The sequence below is a fragment of the Suicoccus acidiformans genome (assembly GCF_003546865.1).
Classification (GTDB): domain Bacteria; phylum Bacillota; class Bacilli; order Lactobacillales; family Aerococcaceae; genus Suicoccus; species Suicoccus acidiformans.
The window spans coordinates 1,515,477-1,531,492 of the sequence record NZ_CP023434.1; the positions used below are offsets into that span (position 1 = coordinate 1,515,477).

The 16,016-nt window shown below is 46.2% G+C and carries 16 protein-coding genes and 1 pseudogene; all 17 read right to left on the reverse strand.

Annotated features, from left to right (window positions below):
* Positions 1-117: 117 nt before the first annotated feature.
* The 17 genes and pseudogenes from CL176_RS12715 to pyrB all read right to left on the reverse strand — a co-directional run bounded on the left by CL176_RS12715 (position 118) and on the right by pyrB (position 15,805).
* Positions 118-288, reverse strand: coding sequence for a hypothetical protein (locus CL176_RS12715; RefSeq protein WP_240430410.1), 171 nt, complete (start codon positions 286-288; stop codon positions 118-120).
* A gap of 16 nt (positions 289-304) precedes the next feature.
* Positions 305-364 (reverse strand): annotated as a pseudogene (locus CL176_RS13065) (hypothetical protein); the annotation flags it as partial.
* Positions 365-373: 9 nt separating this feature from the next.
* Positions 374-1,045, reverse strand: coding sequence for a DUF421 domain-containing protein (locus CL176_RS07175; protein WP_162890885.1), 672 nt, complete (start codon positions 1,043-1,045; stop codon positions 374-376).
* A gap of 553 nt (positions 1,046-1,598) precedes the next feature.
* Positions 1,599-2,378 (reverse strand): PHP domain-containing protein, encoded by a 780-nt coding sequence (locus tag CL176_RS07180; protein WP_118990684.1) that lies wholly within the window; start codon positions 2,376-2,378, stop codon positions 1,599-1,601.
* Between the two features lie 12 nt (positions 2,379-2,390).
* Positions 2,391-3,020, reverse strand: a complete 630-nt coding sequence (hisIE, locus tag CL176_RS07185; RefSeq protein WP_118990685.1) for a bifunctional phosphoribosyl-AMP cyclohydrolase/phosphoribosyl-ATP diphosphatase HisIE — start codon at positions 3,018-3,020, stop codon at positions 2,391-2,393.
* On the reverse strand, positions 3,013-3,765 hold the full coding sequence (gene hisF, locus CL176_RS07190; RefSeq protein WP_118990686.1) for an imidazole glycerol phosphate synthase subunit HisF: 753 nt from the start codon (positions 3,763-3,765) through the stop codon (positions 3,013-3,015). The genes hisIE and hisF overlap by 8 nt, the downstream gene beginning before the upstream one ends.
* Complete coding sequence (locus CL176_RS07195; RefSeq protein ID WP_118990687.1) at positions 3,762-4,463, reverse strand: HisA/HisF-related TIM barrel protein; 702 nt, start codon at positions 4,461-4,463, stop codon at positions 3,762-3,764. Before CL176_RS07195 ends, hisF begins: the two co-directional genes overlap by 4 nt.
* Positions 4,464-4,475: 12 nt before the next feature.
* A complete protein-coding gene (gene hisB / locus CL176_RS07200) occupies positions 4,476-5,057 on the reverse strand; it encodes an imidazoleglycerol-phosphate dehydratase HisB (RefSeq protein WP_118990688.1) in 582 nt (193 codons plus the stop codon).
* A complete protein-coding gene (locus CL176_RS07205) occupies positions 5,057-6,037 on the reverse strand; it encodes a pyridoxal phosphate-dependent aminotransferase (RefSeq protein ID WP_118990689.1) in 981 nt (326 codons plus the stop codon). Before CL176_RS07205 ends, hisB begins: the two co-directional genes overlap by 1 nt.
* Positions 6,038-6,040: 3 nt before the next feature.
* A complete protein-coding gene (hisD, locus tag CL176_RS07210; protein ID WP_118990690.1) occupies positions 6,041-7,273 on the reverse strand; it encodes a histidinol dehydrogenase in 1,233 nt (410 codons plus the stop codon).
* The gene (gene hisG / locus CL176_RS07215) at positions 7,274-7,882 is read right to left on the reverse strand and encodes an ATP phosphoribosyltransferase (RefSeq protein ID WP_118990691.1); all 609 of its coding nucleotides are present in this window, start codon (positions 7,880-7,882) and stop codon (positions 7,274-7,276) included.
* A complete protein-coding gene (locus CL176_RS07220) occupies positions 7,879-8,679 on the reverse strand; it encodes an ATP phosphoribosyltransferase regulatory subunit (protein ID WP_118990692.1) in 801 nt (266 codons plus the stop codon). Before CL176_RS07220 ends, hisG begins: the two co-directional genes overlap by 4 nt.
* Before the next feature lie 1,634 nt (positions 8,680-10,313).
* The gene (locus CL176_RS07225; protein WP_118990693.1) at positions 10,314-11,498 is read right to left on the reverse strand and encodes an amidohydrolase; all 1,185 of its coding nucleotides are present in this window, start codon (positions 11,496-11,498) and stop codon (positions 10,314-10,316) included.
* 849 nt (positions 11,499-12,347) lie between these two features.
* Complete coding sequence (locus tag CL176_RS12495; RefSeq protein WP_118990694.1) at positions 12,348-13,259, reverse strand: dihydroorotate dehydrogenase; 912 nt, start codon at positions 13,257-13,259, stop codon at positions 12,348-12,350.
* The gene (locus CL176_RS12500; RefSeq protein WP_118990695.1) at positions 13,260-14,447 is read right to left on the reverse strand and encodes a dihydroorotase; all 1,188 of its coding nucleotides are present in this window, start codon (positions 14,445-14,447) and stop codon (positions 13,260-13,262) included. It abuts the gene before it with no gap.
* On the reverse strand, positions 14,444-14,881 hold the full coding sequence (locus CL176_RS07240; RefSeq protein ID WP_118990696.1) for an aspartate carbamoyltransferase regulatory subunit: 438 nt from the start codon (positions 14,879-14,881) through the stop codon (positions 14,444-14,446). Before CL176_RS07240 ends, CL176_RS12500 begins: the two co-directional genes overlap by 4 nt.
* Entirely contained in the window at positions 14,882-15,805 is a 924-nt protein-coding gene (gene pyrB, locus CL176_RS07245) for an aspartate carbamoyltransferase (RefSeq protein ID WP_118990697.1), read from the reverse strand.
* Between the last annotated feature and the right edge of the window lie 211 nt (positions 15,806-16,016).

Genomic DNA, 16,016 nt, shown 5'->3' on the forward strand with positions numbered 1-16,016 from the left:
AACTTCAAGATAAGCCCCCGCCGGAGTTTGCCCCGCAGCCATCACTCGGCAATCGAAATAAAGCACCATATCGGTTTCTTCTTCTAAGTATGAGCGATACGTCTGGTAAATATCTTCCTAACGGCGAAAAATGTGCCCATAAGAGACCCGGGCCGGATTGGCTTCTGTTTGAATTAAATGTTTGAGCTTCTTAGCAATCGCATTATCTGTTGCTTGAATCGTCTGAGCACCTAAGCCACCGGCCGTATCCGATATCCGGCGTCCGCGCCTTTTTCTCCCAAAGTTCAACTTCTACACCGACCTCATTTAAAGCAATCGTCGTACTCAATCCTGCCAACGAACCGCCCACAATCAACGCCTTCATCCTAGCCCCCTACTCATCAATCCGCAAGCCCTGCTCATCCAGTAAATCATCATACGTCACCAAAGTCAATTCACCGCCATAACTCAACTCCCCATAAAAGACATCCTGAACCCGCAGACCTCGCGCCTTAACCTCATGCTCCAACCACTGCTTCGGCTTACCAACCGTCCCCTCCAGCACATCCAACTCAATATGCCCATCATCAATCACCAACACCGTAAACTCATCCTGGCGATCCTTAGGCACCACCGTCAACTGCCCATCCACCTCTAAGATTGCATAAGCCACATTCGCCAGCCCATAATAACCTTGCGAACGCAACAATTTCCGCAACTGCTCAGTCTTCAACTGATTATAATTCAAGGCCGCCCGATTAATCCTCCCATCAACAACCAACATCGAAGGCGTCCCCTCAACCCACAAACTTACATTATTCGACTCTTCAATCACCTTCTGCATCGCAAAAATCAACACCGCCCAAGCCACCGTCCCAAAAACATTCTTCCACACACTAATCCCATCATCATAAATCGCATCCGTCATCAAATCCCCCAGAACCATCACATAAAGAATATCAAACGGCGTCAACTCAGACCGCGACTTCTTACCCAACAACCGAATCACCAGAAAACCCGTAATCCCCACCAATACAATTTTGACGAAAATTTGTAAATATTCCATCAGATTCACCATCCCATCTATCTATTAATCCGCTTCCATCTCACTCCCATTGTACCAGAGAACCCCAAATTTACCGACTAGACAACTCAAGTGAAACCCAAAAAACCACGGCACAGCCGTGGCTAATATTTATCGAGGGCGCGTAACAATACCTGCCCACAATACTATTAGAAAACGATAATCCGCACCAGTAGGATAACGGGCGTATCGCCTAGCCTCAGAGTGAAGCTGAAGAGACTGTTGTTGCTTCAGCAACTTACAGACTTACATGCGTAACGAAGTGGAGTGACAGAGGCTAGGCATAGCCAGACAAGCATGAAAGCTCGGCAAAGCCAGCTGGAAGGCGGTCCCTGCAGCAAAAACACACAATCTCGCAGAGACTCATTCCCTGCACAAACCTCATCCCGCACCAACCCTCCACCCCTCCCAAAGGGAGTGGGGGTGTTTGACCATCAGCACCGAAATCATTCCCGAAAAAATTGCGCGATTTTTCGGGAATGATTGCCATGCACAAACCCACTGCACAAACCCCGGACTACAAAGCCAATACTAACTAAGACACACTCACCAAATTCACCTGACCCTGCTCAAACAAAGCCACCTCCCGCACACCAAAGCGCTCCAACAAAGCACCCATCTCAGCAAAGCCACTCATCCACTCCTCAGCCACATGACAATCCGAACCCAAACTAAACAACTCCCCACCCAAATCCTGGTATAAAGGAATCGCCCACTCATACAGCGCCTTTTTGTCATATTTAAGAATACTCTTGCTATTTAACTCAAAAGCCAGCTCGCGCGCAATCATCGCCTCGAAAATCGCCACAAATTGGTCCCGGTAATGTGCCTCCAATAAAGACGACCCCACTTCCGGATGAATCCGAAAACCATAATCGAAATGCGTCAGCACCTGCGCCCCCTCAAAGGTCGTCACGGCCTCATACAGCTGGGCCACATAGGCATCCATCCGTGCTTGGGGCGTATCGGGGGATTCAGGCTCCATGTAGTCCTCGCGCAAATTGTGGTGGCAGCTCAATAACTTCACGTCAAAGTCATAAGGCGCTAGAACCTCAGCTAAACGCTCAGCCTGTCCGGGCGCATAGCCTACTTCCACACCGAGTAACATCTTTACCCCGGTTTGCTCATAAATTTCTTTCTGCCAAGTTTGGTATTGGTCAAAGTCAGGAATATCATCCTGGCCGGTAACTGGGTTTGCCAAGTCTAAATGATCTGTCAGAACGAAGGTGTCCATGCCGTGCTTTAAGTAATCCCAGGGATTCGCCTCGCTATCAAAGGACAAACTGGAGTGGCAATGTTGGTCATAAAGCTTCATCGCGTTATCCTCCTACCATTCTTCGATTTCAGAGCGCACGGAATACACTTGCTTTTCCCCGTGACGCTCAGCCAATTGTGCCTTTACATCGGCCAAGGACACATCTTGTTGATTCAATAAGACCAGTAAGTGATATAAGAAGTCACTCGTTTCGGCAATTAATTCTTCCCGGTCCTGATTCTTCGCGGCAATAATTACTTCGGCAGCCTCTTCGCCTACTTTTTTTAATATTTTGTCCAGGCCTTCTGAGACTAGATAATTTGTGTAGGAGCCAGGCTGGGGATTGCGGACCTTCTTGGCCACCGTCTGCTCTAACATTTCCAAGTTAAACGTCCGGTCGCCGAAGCAACTCTGTGTGCCTAAGTGACAGGTCGGCCCTGCCGGGTCGACTAGCACCAAGAGGGTGTCCTGGTCACAATCCAAGCGAATCTCTTTGACTCGTTGAATATTGCCACTTTCCTCGCCTTTCATCCATAGACGACCTTTAGAACGCGAATAGAACCAAGCCACCTTTTCCTCGCGGGTCCGCTGATAGGCTTCCTCATTCATATAACCTAGCATTAAGACTTGGCCAGTCCGCACATCCTGCAGAATAGCCGGCACCAGACCATCATTCTTAGCAAAATCTATTTGCTCAGTCATTTACTTCAATCCCTTCTGCTTGCAAACGGGCCTTCAATTCAGGAATCGCCACTTCCCCATAGTGGAAAATACTGGCGGCTAAGCCACTTTCAACCGTAGTCCTCTGGAATAATTCCACGAAATCCTCGATGGAGCCGGCCCCGCCACTGGCAATAATCGGCACTTCCACCCGCTCTTTGGCTTGGCTAAGAAAAGGCAGATCAAAACCTTGTTTGGCGCCATCATGGTTGACACTTGTAATCAACAGTTCACCTGCCCCGCGTTCAACTACTTCTTCCACCCAGTCCAAAGCCAAGCGGTCTTCTTTTTGCTGGCCACCGTGGCTATATACATAGTGCTGGCCGTCGTCCAAGCCCATGTCAACAGCAACCACAATCTTCTCAGAGCCGAAACGCGCCACGGCTTCATTAATAAATTCCGGACGACTTAAGGCAGCTGAACTAATGGACACTTTCGCAGCCCCTGCTCCTAAGGTTGCTTCAATCTCTTCGAGACTGCCGATGCCGCCACCAACCGTTAATGGAATCGCAATCGCTTGGGCCACCTCTTGAATCATCTCCAAGCGCAGAGCATGGCCGGCCTCTGTCTTAGTTATGTCCAAGAGGACTAATTCATCCGCCCCGTCCTGGTCGTACTTCACCGCATAATCTACCGGTGTGCCCAGTTCTTTAATGTCGACGAAGTTCACCCCTTTGACCAATTGGCCGTCCCGGGTATCTAAACATGGAATAATCTTGCGTTTCACTCTAATCCCTCCCAAAATTCATCCGATTGGGCCGCCTTGCCCACAATTGCTTCACTTACTCCTACGGCTTCCAAGGCCGTTAAATCTACTTGACCGCGCACACCACCGCTGGCTACAACTTTATGGCGGGTAGACGCTTGTAGCTGCCCTGTCCGCTCCACATTCGGCCCTTGCTCCATACCGTCACGAGCAATATCCGTATAAATAATTCCGGCTAAATCTAAAGGCTCAATAGCCGCCAAATAATCATCCATTTGCCAGCCACTCGCCTCGGTCCAGCCATTCACATATAATTCCTCACCCCGGGCATCCATCCCGACAAAAATCCGCCCAGGATACTTTGCTACCATCTCCTTGAGCCAAGCCAAATCTTGAATCGCCCGACTGCCTAATATAAAGTAATCAATCCCCAGCTCATCATAGGCATCCAAGGTCGCCTCGTCCCGTAAGCCCCCACCAATCTGCAAAGACAGATCGGTCAGCTGCTTCAACTCGGCAATTACATTCTGCTCGCGAACTTCTTGTTCTAAGGCCCCCATCAAGTCGACGACGTGAATGCGTCCGACTTGCGCAAATTGGCTATAATAGGCCACAGCTTCTTGAGGTGTCTTGGGCATCATAATCTTCTCATCATAGTCACCCTGGCTCAGGCGCACGCTCGCTCCGTCAATTAAATCAATTGCTGGTATAACTTTCATAGATTTTCCTTTCTAGGCAATTAAGCCCTTCGACGAAGGCACCCCACCAGACGCCGGCGCTAAGGCGATTTTCAAGCTTCTGGCGAAGGCCTTAAAGATTGCTTCGATCTCATGGTGGCTATTGCCGCCCTTTAAGAGATCGATATGCAAGGTCATACGACTATTCATGGCCACCGCCCGGAAGAATTCCTCCACCAGTTCCGTATCAAAGTTACCAACCTTCTCCCTTGAGAAATAGGCAGCAAATTCCAAATGAGGCCGGCCTGATAAATCCAAGACCACCCGGGCTAAGACTTCATCCATCGGCAAATAGAAGCTACCGTAACGCTCATAGGAGCCTAGACTTTGATAAAGATCGCGAATCGCTTCACCTAGCACAATCCCAATATCTTCCACCGTATGGTGATCGTCCACATAGGTATCCCCGTCTGCTTCCACTTTTAAATACAAGCCCGAGTGAAAGCTGAACAATGTTAACATATGATCAAAGAAACCAACCCCCGTATCCAGCTTACTCTCCAAGCCAGCAGGTGCTTCTTGGGCAAGCTCCAAGCGAATTTTCGTTTCTTTTGTCTCTCGTTCTTTCAATATCATCAAGCATTCCTCCACTCATTAATCGCTGCTTCCAAGGCATCATAATCTTCCAAGCGAATAATTGAATAACGCACAACATTCGCTAAATTCTCCTGGCTATACATTCTAGGCAAAAAGCCTTTGGTTACCAGATATTCACCCAATTCCTTAGCCCGTCCTCCATAGGTAAAGACGAAATTACTCTGGGTATCCTTGACTTTCATCACGTCTGTTAACCCTTGGAAAATGGCGACAAGGCGTTCCCGAGACGCTTTCTGGTAAGCCACTAGCTCTTTAAGGCGTTCTGGGTCTTCAAATAAGGCATTGGCTAAATTCAAAGATATATTATTCACCGGATAGGGGTGATTAATCGCAGTTAAACGGTCAAAGGTTGTGCCTTGAGCATAGGCAATCCCAATGCGCAGACCCGCCATGGCATACATTTTGCTGAGGGTGCGGACAATGATGACATTTGGATTGGTCGGCCGCTGGTAGTCCTCGCCAAATTCAATATAAGCCTCATCAATAACGAAATAGCCCGCTACTGCCTCCATCGCATCGGCCATCTGCTGCAGATCCGCAGCTGGAAACTGGTAGCCCGTCGGATTATGCGGATTAGATAGGATAAAGAGAGAGGGGCGAATGTCCTCAATCGCTACTAGAATATCGGACGTATCAAAGTTATAGTCTTGATCGCTGGTCACATAATGCATTTGGCGGCCAATTTGCTGGGCGTATTCCTCATACATGAAGAAATCCGGGTCCAAAGCAAGGACACCCCCAGCGCCAAATTGAATCATCAGCTTCTGCAACCACTCATCGGAGCCGTTGGCAAGCTCTATTTGCCCTTGGGGAAGCCCGGATTGCTCGGCGTAAAGGGCCTTAAAGCGGGCTAACTCCTCTTCAGGATACTGGCTTATAAGCGTCCTTTCCGCAACTTTAGCAATCGCATCATTCGACAAGGCTTCAATCGGACTCGTGTTCCGGTTCATAATAATCATACTTTATTTCCTCCTGATCGCTAAAGATTTGCGGTGGCAATCTAAGCCCTCTGCTTGGGCAATGATTTCCCCGGCCGGGGCAATTGTTTCAAAGGTTTCCTGACTCACTTGAATAATGGCATGGCTAGTGCGGAAGTCATTGGCATTCAAGCCATGGCTAAAACGGGCCGTTTGGTTAGTCGGCAAGACGTGGGACGGTCCGCCGACATAATCACCCACTGCTTCTGGCGAATAAGCCCCCACGAAGACGGCTCCGGCATAATTGAAGGCTTGGGCAATCACCTCTTGCTCCCGGTGTTGAATCGATACGTGTTCAGCTGCAATATCATTGGCTAAAGCTAATAAGGCTTTCCGCTCATCCACTACAACGTAGTGATGATTCGCTAAAGAACCTGCAATAATATCGCGCCGCACTTGCTCTGGTAATAAAGCTTCAATCCGTGCCTCTACTTTAGCTACGAATTCTGCGTCCTCACTTAAGAGGAAGGTTCGAGCATTGGTGTCGTGTTCAGCTTGGGCAAAGACGTCATAGACAACCGCATCCACATCCGCTGAATCATCGACATATAAGAGGATTTCACTCGGGCCGGCAATGGAATCAATGCCCACATCGCCAAAGACTAAACGCTTAGCCATCGCAACGTAAGCATTGCCTGGGCCAACAATTTTGTCCACTTTTGGCACGGATTCGGTTCCATAAGCTAGCGCCGCAATCGCTTGTGCGCCCCCTAAAGTCAGCACCCGCTCCACCCCGCATAAATATAAGGCAGCAAAGGTAATATTTGTTTCATTAAAAGTCGGCGTCGTGGCAATAATTTCCCCAACACCTGCCACCTGAGCCGGCAAAACAGTCATCAAGACACTTGAGGGATACAAAGCAGTCCCCCCAGGAATATAGACCCCAACCCGCTCCAATGGCCGGTAAACATAGCTCAATTCCTCACCTAAGTTATCTTCATACAAAATCCGCTCTTCATAAGCAATAATGCGGTCTTTTGCTAATTTGAGCGCCTTCTGTAAGTCCGTATCCAGGGCATCCCAGCTGGCTTTAAGCTGCTCCGGCTTAACCCAGAAATCCTCAAGGTCCACCCCATCCAAAGTTTGGGTATAAGTTCGCAAGGCTGCATCACCTTGATTTCGAACGGTTTGAATAATTTCCTGAGTGGCCAGTAGCATATCGCCGTCTAAGGCCATCACATCTTCTTGTAAGCATGCTCGTGCTTCTGCTGCATTCATTTATAACACTCCTAATTCTTGAATAAAGTCATACATAGCCGCTTCCTTGGTGTAGAAGCTCTGTTTATTAGCAATCAATCGCGCCTGAATCGGCAAAATTTCCTCATACTCAACTAGGCCATTAGCTTTCAAAGTGGTCCCCGTTTGCACAATATCGACAATCGCATCCGTCAGACCCAAAAGTGGAGCTAATTCCACTGACCCGTGCAAATGCACCACTTCCACATCCATCCGCTCCTTAAGGAAATGCTCTTCAGCCAAGTTCACAAATGACGTCGCCGCCGAGCGAATATCCCCTTTGGCCAAATTCGGCAGGCCGCAAATGGATAAACGACACTTCCCAAAAGGCAACTTAGCCAATTTCATCACATCAAAGGACTGCTCGCGAATAGTATCCTCACCTACAATACCCAGGTCAGCAATACCATTTTCGACATAGACGGGAACATCGGCTCCTTTAGCAAAGATAAAGCGCACATCGCCTACTTCCGTATATAAATTCCGGCCCGGATCGACTAAGGCTGCTTCATATTGAGGCAAATTGCCCTCCTTGAGAAAACGCTGGAAATCCTTAAGCAAACGACCTTTGGATAGGGCTACTGTAATCATGAAAGACCTCCTTGTGATAAATCAATCCCGATGCCAAAAGACTGATTGCCATACTGGCCACCGGTTAAAATCGGCTGATAATCCGTTAAGAAAGCTTGGAAGTAAATACCATTGTAGTAACTATGCGGTGGCGTAAAGGATAAGTCCACCAGAAATTTACTTTGGCTCCCCTCAAGCAAGGCTTGTAAGCCTTCAAGAAAAGCTAAATCCGCCTCCCCCTTAAATTCAGCTTGAATTTGGGCAAATTGTTGCTTAACCGGCTGGGCAAGTAGCTGATAAATGGCATGTTCCCGCCCTAATAACTCCGCTAAACTCGATAAATCTTTCTCGGCCACAACCTGCATGACCTCCTCGGATAAGTCGTATTTAGTCTGATATTTACCGAGAATACGTAAATCGTTGACGATAATCGTTTGAATGTTCGTGCCAGCCTCAGCCTGGATAAAATCTAAATGCATTTGAATTGCTGCCAACATTTCTGGCAACTCCGCTTGATACAGCTCCATCCCCGCCTGATAATACGTCCGCTTATGGCGTACTACCGGACCGAAATACCCATACCGCGATAAAGCTTTATCAAAGGCATCACTATAGGCTACCAAGCTGCGCGTCCAGTCACTGCGCAAATGATACCAACGCCCTCCACGCTCAAAAGTATTTTCCGAATTCATGCCCAAAGCATCCTTGGCATCGATCGGTTCAATTAAGTTCAAATCAATCAAGCGATAATCGGCATCCGCCAGCATCTCTAAATACTTGGCTGCTAACACGGTCCGCTTCAAAATCGACGTTGTCATATTCTCATCCTTTCTAACAAAAAAGCGCCCTCTAATCTATAAAGATTAAAGGACGTTCATACGTGGTTCCACCTTCATTTCCTAACACTTCGCAGTGCTAAGCTTACGGAGTCAGAGACTCCAGCCGTAACGGGGCAAGCGCTGAGAAGGATAACGAAGGTGTGCTAAGGGGATAGACGGTGAGCCTTACAGCCAGTGGACTCACTCTCTTTTCATCAATCGCTTCCCTTACGGGGCTTCGCATTCTCATTGGTTTGTCATAATTATTAAATTGCATTCATTTTAACAGGATGACAAATAAAGTCAAGGGATATTCCTAAAATAATGATAATTTAATTAAACAATAAGATGAAGACTTTTGTTATTATAATTCAATTTTAATCTTTATGCGAAAATTATTTCTCTTGTTAGGAAAACATTTAGTAAAATTGTTAGCAACTTTAGCCTGCTCACTTCCGGTAAAAACACTTATATCAAGCTACTTCATGACTCAAAGCTTATTTGGCGACCAGTTTTTTTATTTTTTGAAATTAAATCCGGTATTTGACCCTAATATGAGTATATATAATATAGGGGCATCGCAAGTGCTCCTCATTACAAAGTGGCTCGAGTATTTTGAGCTAGCTTTTACAGAAAGGAGGTATGACTATTCCCTAACTTAACCCGGGAACATTTAGCGCTGATTGTCAGAGCATTTGCCAGGAAAGCAAGCATATTCAATGCGCAAAGCTGCTTGCTCATTTTCATGCAAGTGTAATACACCTCGTCCTTATCATTCTCCCTTATCTAAGCCGTAATACTTGGTAATACAATCATAAACCAACTCCTTTCACTTAGTATTTCGGCAAGATAAGAGAATGCACATACACTCTATCAATAGGAAGCAAATGACTGATTGTGCGTTCCCTTACCACGGGTCCATTGTGATTTTAGGACCTAGCAGAAAGCAGGTAATAAAAATTTTAATTATGGTATGAGCTTCCATAAAACTTAAGATAAATCCAGTTAAAATCATCACTTTTCTATAAGGAGACTCATACCACCTCACACATTTGTGTGATATAGATATAAGCATGGATAAAAACCTTATCTAACTTAATAAATAGCATAAGTTAGACAATTCGAGTGAAAATCATAAATACCGTCCTAACCTAGGCTTAGCGCATGTTGACAATCACTCAAGCCGTCTTTACCTAGCCAGACTTGTGTTCTTCAATGATGGTTACCTCCTACTATACTATCCATGGAGCACAAGGTAAGGCACAACTCTACCGTTTAAGTATGTTTCATGTGATATGGCTTGCCCATAACAAGCCTAAGTCTTAGCCTTCTAAATAGATAACTCTCCGTCAGTGTAGACTTATCGGAATTCGTTGGGCTTTCTCTTGTATCGCTGGCTAGCCTGAAGCTTTAGTGTTTCTGCGCTAAGTAACTAGGTTTATCCTTTTATTTGATATATCAACTACCCCATTGCTTTTCCTAGCAGGAGTGGGGTAGTTTTTTGGGTTTTGCTTATATTAATTGGTGTATTGTTTATCTATATTAATGCCCTCACTCTTTTGTTTTTGTCAAAATTAATAATTTAACACCCTGAAAGCAAAAAAGACCTGACTTGCGCCAGATCTCCAACTTGATTAACCAACAAATTCATCAACGACAGTAGCCATCGCTTTGACTGAGATAGTTAAGGCTTGTTCATCCATAAAGAATTTCGGATGATGATGTGGGAAGGCTTCCTGCCCTTCCGGAGTACAGCCGACATAGAAGAAGGTTGCCGGTATCTTCTCAGCATAGAAAGCAAAGTCTTCTGAGGGGGCTTGCTTAGGGCTTTCCTCCAGCTCAACCCCTGGCACATTCATATCTTCCAAGGCTTTCCACACTCGCTCAGTCACTCCTTCGTCATTATGAAGCACTGGATAATCATAAGCAAAATCCAAATCAACATCCACCTGATACATCTCCCGAATCCCATCAGCAAAGTGATGCATGTATTTCATAATCGTCTCAGATGCCTGCGTGGACATCGTTCGCACATCCCCGTCCAATTGCACATGATCGTTAATCACATTCGCTTGGCCCGTCCCATCGAAATTACCAATCGTAAAGACAGCCATATCAAAAGGATCAATCCGTCGACTAATCATCGACTGAACATTCGTGACAAAAGCAGCCGCTGCCACAATCGCATCATTGGCTTGATGCGGACTCGAGCCGTGTCCAGATTTACCGCGAACCGTCATAGAAAAGTTCGAGCGACCAGTCTGCACATTCCCCTTACGCACTTGAACTATCCCCGTTTGCGCATTGGTCATGACATGAATACCAAACATCGCCTCCACATCATCTAATAAACCAGACTCTAGAATCGTCTTCGCTCCACCCGGCGAAACTTCTTCGGCTGGCTGATGAACGATTTTGACCGTGCCTTTAATTTGATCCTTTAACTCAATCAGCGACTCAGCCAAAATTAATAAGTACGCAGTATGGCCATCATGCCCACACGCATGCATGACACCATCCACCTTTGATGCAAAAGGCAAACCAGTATCCTCTTGAATAGGCAAGGCATCAAAGTCCGCCCGCAAAGCAATCGTTGGACCCGCTTGGCCTCCTTGAATCGTCACAACACTCCCATTCATCCCACCAACGTTTGTCTCAATGCCATCATGCGGCAAATCCTTGTAGAAATCCACAATATATTGCCCCGTCTTCTCTTCCTCAAAAGACAACTCCGGATGCTCATGCAAATAACGCCGAATATCAATCATCCGCTCCGTCTTCGCATCAATCTTCTCAAACAATTGCTCCTTTAAACTCATATAAATCCCTTCTTCTATTATTATATAATCATGATACGCCTCTTTAAATCAATTGTCTAGGCTCGCCTAAAAATAAAAAGTTTTATAAAATTGCTAATAATAAGCGTCAGGATAAGCCTGAAACCCAAGTCGGACATAAAACATATGCCCTGCTATGGTTATGAGTTGGAATTCGTAAGGCGGACGCTCGCAAAAAAACACAGTGAAGACCTATCCGGATAATCCGCAATCTTTTGACTGTCGTGGTAGACACCTACCACGACAGTCTGCACACCCCTGAATGACGTGGTAGACACCTACCACGATAGTCTGCGCACCCCTGAATGACGTGGTAGACACCTGCCACGATAGTCTGCACACCCCTGAATGACGTGGTAGACACCTACCACGATAGTCAACTTCCTGCACCATGCCAAAAACGCTCTCCTCCAGTAAATAAAGCTACAAAATCAGATCCATGCACCAATTCCACTCAGTTAGCCCACCCATACTAAGTTCAGCTCACCAACAAAAGATCAGCACCTTCCTCGGATTAAATAAAGATTGATGCCACGGCGGTCGTCGTGGCTTCCTTATCTTAATTTAGAGTTTGTGCCCCAAATTTCATTGAGGGAAAGAAGCGCAGGCTACGGATATGCCACTTTGACTAATTCTGACTATCGTGGTAGACACCTACCACGATAGTCTGCACACCCCTGAATGGCGTGGTACCCATCCACCACGCAAATCAAGCTAAGGTCATCCTCCTAAGCCTCCAACCGCTTACATCACCATCTTCTACCCTCCATCCCAGCAGACCACCCCAACGCAGCAAAAAACCTACTGCCTTCCACAGTAGGTTTCCACAAATTATGCGTCAAAACGCTTAATGTCTGCTAATATTTCAATGCCTAGTTCATCCATTCGCTTCGGCAAGGCTTCGATAATATCAGGTCCGGCCATTGGATTGGCATAATTTACTGAACCGATTTGAACCGCTGTTGCACCAACCATCAACATTTCTAGCACGTCGTCTACAGTTGAAATACCGCCTACGCCGATTACCGGAATATCAACCGTACTAGCAATTTGGTGCACCATACGCAAGGCGATATGCTTCAAGCTTGAGCCGGATAAACCGCCGGTCACATTGCCTAGCATTGGTTGGCCGGTTTCAACATTGATGGCCAAGCCGGTCACAGTATTGATTGCGGTAATCGCGTCAGCACCTGCTTCTTCAACTGCTTTAGCAATAACCGTAATGTCGGTAACATTGGGAGTCAATTTCACGTATAGAGGCACCGTGATAACTGCTTTGACCTTGCGGACTAATTGGGCCACAATATCGGGATCGGTACCAAAGGTGATGCCGCCTTCTTTAACGTTTGGACAAGATACGTTTAATTCGATAGCTTTCACATTTTCCGCTTGAGTAATTTGCTCACATACGGCGATGTAATCTTCTTCTGTAGAGCCAGCCACACTAGCAATAATCGGCAAGTCGAATTGGGCTAAGAAAGGCAATTTCTCCGCCATAACAACGTCAATTCCCGGGTTTTTCAAGCCCACCGCGTTCAAAATACCATCTTTCGTATGAGCATATTTAGGGTCAGGGTTGCCTAGACGCTCTTCTAAGGTCGTACTTTTGATAACTAATGAGCCGAGGAGGCCGAGGTCATACTTCTCTGAAAGACTTTCACCATAGCCTACACAGCCAGAAGCTGGAATGATTGGATTCTTCAACGTCATGCCTGGTAATTGAACTTCTAAACGGTTTGTCATTTATTCATTCTCCCTTTCAAATTTAACTTCTCCTCCAACAATCGTCATTTCAATCAGTCCATTGAAGCTTTCTCCGGTAAATGGACTATTTTGTGATTTGGATGCAAAGTTTGTCGCTGTATAAGTTTTCTCTAAATCAATTACGGTTAGGTCTGCATCATAGCCGACTTCTAAACGGCCTTTATTTAAGCCCATAATCTCTGCTGGGCGACTACTCATCAAGCGGGCGACAAGTTCTAGCGGTTGCCCATATTCTTCCACAAGGACCTTGTAAGTAATGGGGAAAGCTGTTTCCAAGCCAATCATACCTGGTGAGCCATTGGCTTTATCTTCAGCCGAATGAGGGGCGTGGTCCGTCGCAATCGCATCGACTGTGCCGTCCAGAATGCCTGCAATTAAAGCCTCCACATCAGCTTTCGCCCGAATCGGTGGGTGGACTTTATAATCGGAATCGTACAAGTAAATGTGGTGTGGCGTCACTTCCATCGTCACCGGCCAACCCTTGGCCTTGCCGTAACGCACTGCGTCAAGAGAATCTTCCGTAGACACGTGGCAGAAATGTACTGGGTTACCAATCTTGCCGGCGAAATATACGTCGCGCCAAGTATGCACATCTTCTGCGTAGCGATAATCAATTTCGGAAAGCTCTTTATCTTCTTCATGAATCATAATTCCTAAGCCCTTATCACGCAAAATCTCGAAAAGCTCAAAGGTCTGCTTGTTATTGAATAAGCCAAAGCCGTCATCGGAAAGGAATTTCACGGATTCAGGAATGGTCGCAAAGTCCACAAATTCTTCGCCCGCTAGGTTTTTACTGACGGCATAGTTTTGGAAGATGTTGATTAAGTCCAGCTCCTTGCCCCGGGCCATAATATCTTCGTATACTTCCGGAGTGTCTACCACCGGTTTCGTATTGGCCATCAAATTCACCGTCCCAAAGCCTCCTTGCAGGGCAGCTTGAGAACCGGAGGCCAAGTCTTCCTTATAAGTAAAGCCAGGGTCACGAAAATGCGCGTGCAGTTCCACAAAAGCGGGCATGACTACCTTGCCGGTAGCGTCAATAACCCGTTCCCCGTCAGCGGCTGGTAAGTCTTGGCCGATGGCTACGATTTGACCGTCTTTCAATTGAATATCTGCTTGATAGGACGCATGGGCATCAACTAGGCGTCCGTTCTTAATTAAAGTCATTTAATCTCCTCCGCATCATATAAGTGATCACAATATTCACAAGCATAAACACTCTCTTCAGCATCCACTAAGACAAAACTAGGTTGAGCGTAGCGCTCTGTTTGCGTAATGCAACGCGGGTTCGTACAAGACAAGTAGGAATGAATGCGCTCAGGCAGTTCGACAGAGCCTTTCTTAATAATTTGACCGTTTTGGATGTAGTTGACGGTAATATGTGGGTCAACCACGCCTAGAATATCAAAGTCCATATGGGTTAAATCGCCTTGAATTTTGATAATGTCTTTGCGACCTTGCAGTTGACTATCCACATTCATCATCAAGGCCACCCGGTCATCGAACTGATCGAGCCGGAGCAAATTGAAAATCTTAATCCCATGCCCAGGATGAATGTGGTCAATGACAATACCATTCTCAATAGAGGTTACTTCTAACATTTATTTCACTCCTAACAATTTCAAGATTAGCGCCATCCGCACCTTCACACCATAACCCACTTGGTCGAAATACTTCGCCCGAGGGTCTGCGTCGACTTCCACATGAATTTCATTCACCCGTGGGAGGGGATGAAGAATAGCTAGGTCTGCTTTAGCCAACTTCAACTTATATATATCAAGAATATAACTATCTTTCAAGCGCTCATAATCCGCCTCGTTGAAGAAACGCTCTTTTTGAACCCGCGTCATATACAAGACATCCAGTTGATCAATCACATGCTCTAAACGCTCTTCCATCACAAATTCAACATTCTGCTGCTTCAAGAGCATCAGAATATAATCTGGCACTACCAACTCTTCCGGCGATATAAGCACAAAGCGGTTATTCGGATATTGAATCATCATGTGAATGAGTGAATGAACCGTCCGGCCAAACTTCAAATCTCCACATAGGCCAATCGTCAAGCCTTCTAAAGTCCCTTTCGTCTCTAGAATCGTCAATAAGTCCGTTAACGTTTGCGTCGGATGCTGATGACCGCCGTCCCCAGCATTAATAAGCGGCACGCCACTAGCTTGACGGGCAATCATGGCACTCCCTTCCTTAGGATGGCGCATAGCGATAATATCCGTATACTGAGAGACCGTCCGAATCGTATCGGCTAAAGTTTCCCCTTTGGCAGTTGACGAAGAACTCGCTTCCGAAAAGCCAATACTTGACCCACCTAAACGCCGAATCGCCGATTCGAAACTTAAGCGGGTACGGGTCGAAGGCTCAAAAAAAAGTGTCCCTAAAATGATACCATCACATAAATGTGAATAATCATTGGGACACTTAATTATTTCCTGCGCTAAAGTCAATACTTCATTGATTTCAGAAACAGAAAAGTCATTGATATTAATAAGATGATTGCTTGCTAATGCCATAGCATACTCCCCTTTCAAATAATGCTCAAATTGTTAGTATTCTACCTTGACTATTTAAAAGTGTCAAGATAAGTTTTATGAGAAAATGAGGATAATTTTCAAAGGGAGTATGCTTACTGAGGTTTCACACCTCCTTGCACTCCATCTACTTCAATGTTTACTTGCAATTCAAATCTGTTCAGCTACCAGCTCCGATGCACTTACGTTGCCC